Annotated in this window: 2 protein-coding genes; both read right to left on the reverse strand. The window is 66.5% G+C overall.

The window, feature by feature from the left end; translation table 11 throughout:
- Nucleotides 1-356: ATP-binding protein (locus AC1D1P_RS19005; RefSeq protein ID WP_477674044.1), on the reverse strand; the 356-nt coding region annotated here is incomplete at its 3' end.
- Nucleotides 353-3,113, reverse strand: a 2,761-nt coding sequence (gene cobN, locus AC1D1P_RS19010; protein ID WP_477674045.1) for a cobaltochelatase subunit CobN, incomplete at its 5' end; no start/stop codon positions are given. The genes cobN and AC1D1P_RS19005, both read right to left, overlap by 4 nt.

Below are 3,113 nucleotides of genomic sequence, written 5' to 3' on the forward strand. Positions count from 1 at the left end.
ACATAGAGCACGCCGTTGTGGGCGCGCGCCAACAGCCCGGGCGCCAGGCGCACCTGGCCGTCGCGCAGCACGTCTTCCACATTCAGCGTGCCCACCAGTTGCTCCAGGCTGGCGGCCAGCGGCAAGGTGACAAAGGGCGCACCGGGCAGCAGCGCGGCCAGCGCACGGGCCGCGGTGGACTTGGCTGTGCCGCGTGGGCCGCTGATCAGCACACCGCCAATGCCGGGGTCAATGGCGGCCAGTTGCAGCGCGCGCTGCAACTGCGGCTGGCCCACCAGCGCGGTGAAGGGAAAGGCCGCACGGGTGGCGGGCTCAACGGATATATTCAGTTCAGGAATATTCATGGTCGTGTTCATGGCAAGGGTCCTTCTCCGTGTTCTTCTAGCCGGCGCTCCAGCGCCAGCAAATGGTCTTCGATGCGTTCGCGGTGCTCGCCTGGCGCCTCCCACAGGCCGCGCTGCATGGCCTCCAGCAGGCGCTCACCAATGCTGCGCAGTGCGCCGGGGTTGTGCTGCTGCAAAAACGCGCGGTTGGTGTCGTCGTGCAAATAAGCATCGGCCACCAGCGCGTACTGATGGTCGCCCACCACGCCTGTGGTGGCGTCAAATGCAAACAGGTAGTCCACCGTGGCGGCCATCTCAAAAGCCCCCTTGTAGCCATGGCGGCGCACGCCCTCCAGCCACTTGGGGTTGACGGCGCGCGAACGCACCACGCGCGCCACTTCTTCGCCCAACGTGCGGATACGCGGCGCACCGGGCACGCTGAAGTCGCCGTGGTACAGCGTGGCCGGTGCGCCCGCCAGGTGTTCGACTGCCACCGCCATGCCGCCCTGGAACTGGTAGTAGTCGTCCGAATCGAGCACGTCGTGCTCGCGGTTATCCTGGTTGTGAAGTACTGCGTCCAGACCGGTAAGGCGCTGCTCAAAGCTGCCGCGCGCTGGTGCGCCATGCTCGCCCTGCCCGTAGGCAAAGGCACCGGCGCGCAGATAAGCCTGGGCCAGGTCGGCGCCGTCGTTCCAGCGGCCGCTGGCCATGACCTCCTGCAGACCAGCGCCATAACCGCCGGGGCGCGGGCCAAATACGCGCCAGGTGGCTTCGCGCTGGGCGTCTTCCGCACTCAATCCCTTGGCTTCTGCCTCAGCGGCTTCGCGCTGCACACGGGCGCGGATGGGGTTCACGTCGTCGGGCTCGTCCTCTTCGCTGATCGCGGCCACGGCACGCACCGCAGTGTCGAACAAGTCAATCACATTGGGAAAGGCATCGCGAAAGAAACCCGACACGCGCAAAGTCACATCCACGCGCGGACGGTTCCTGATGGCCATGGGCAGCACTTCAATGTCCACCACCCGGCTGCTGCCGTCGGCCCACTTGGGCCGTACACCCAACAACGCAAAGGCTTGTGCAATATCTTCGCCGCCCGTGCGCATGGTGCTGGTGCCCCACACCGACAGGCCCAGGCAGCGCAGCATCTCGCCATGGTCTTGCAGGTGGCGCTCAATCACGCGCTCAGCCGCCGCGGCGCCCATGGCGTAGGCGGTCTGTGTGGGCACGGCGCGCGTGTCCACCGAATAGAAGTTGCGGCCGGTGGGCAGCACGTCAGGCCGGCCACGCGAGGGTGCACCGCTGGGGCCGGCAGACACAAACTTGCCTGACAGGCCGCGCAGGCATTGAGCAATCTCTTGCGGGCCGCAGGCGTCCAGCCGCGGACGCAGCACCTGGCGCATCCGTTGCAGCACCGGGGCGGTGTGCGGCCAGGCAGTGGCATCCCAGGGTGCATGGGCCACCACGTAGTCAGCGACAAGCTGGCGGGCCAGCAGCTCCAGCCGCTCGCGTGTATGGCCGGCGTGACGCCAGGCTTCGGTACTCATGTCTTGCAACACCGGAGGGAATGGGCCGCCCCAAGGTGCGGCCCATTCGGGGCTCAACACGCTGAAGCCGCCCACACTATCCAGCTTCAAATCCTGAGCCAATGCCATCAGCAAGCTGCGCTGGCCGGCGGCCGTACCACCTGGAAAACGCGCCAGCGCCACCAGCGTGTCGATTTGCTGGCGGCCCTGTGGTGATGTGCCCAGGATGTGCAGCCCATCGCGGATTTGAGATTCCTTGATCTCGCACAGGTAGGCGTCCAGCCGCAGCAGCAGCGCCTCACGGCTGGCGTCATCAGTGGGTTTGGCAAAACCCAGCTCCGCATGCAGGCCTTCACTGAGCACGCGCTCCAGGATGTCGACGCGCAGGCGTTGGGCGCGGCGTGGGTCCAGTGACAGGGCCTCGTAATACTCGTCCATCTGCCGCTCCAGCTTTTGCAGCGGGCCGTAGGTTTCGGCGCGGGTCAGGGCCGGCATCAGGTGGTCGATGATGACGGCCTGCGTGCGGCGCTTGGCCTGGCTGCCCTCGCCGGGATCGTTGACGATGAAGGGATACAGGTGCGGCAGCGGGCCCAGGATGGCGTCGGGCCAGCAGTTGGCGCCTAGCGCCACGCTTTTGCCGGGCAACCATTCCAGATTGCCGTGTTTGCCCACATGCACCACCGCGTCGACCGCAAACTGGCGGCGTAGCCAGAAGTAAACCGCCAGGTAGTTGTGCGTGGGCACCAGGTCGGCGTCGTGATACGTGGCAACCAAATCCAGGTCTCGCCCGCGCGCGGGCTGGATGCCGACAAACACATTCCCCAGGCGCAGGCCGGAGACCATGAAGCGGCCGCTGCGCACCATGGGGTCCTGTTCGGGGGAGCCCCACAGCGCGTTCACTGCGTCGCGGCTGGCAGCGTCCAGTTGGTTGAAGTCCTGCAGGTAGTCGGCCATGGCAAGACTCTGGCCTGCCGGCCGGATATCGTTCGCGTCCAGGTTGTTGGTCACGCCTGCCATCAGCGCGGCGATCAGTGCGTCACCGCCTTCGGGCAAGGCACCTGTGACATAACCTGCGTCCTGCATGGCGCGCAGCAGGGCCACCGTGGAGGCCGGGGTGTCCAGACCCACGCCATTGGCCAGGCGCGCGTCATCGTTGGGGTAGTTGGCCAGGATCAGCGCGACGCGTTTGTCAGAATTTGGCTTGTCGCGAAGTACGCACCACCGGCGCGCCAGCTCAGCCACAAAGGCCATGCGTTCGGGTTCGGGC

The sequence above is a fragment of the Polaromonas sp. P1_E1_2 genome (assembly GCF_056406035.1).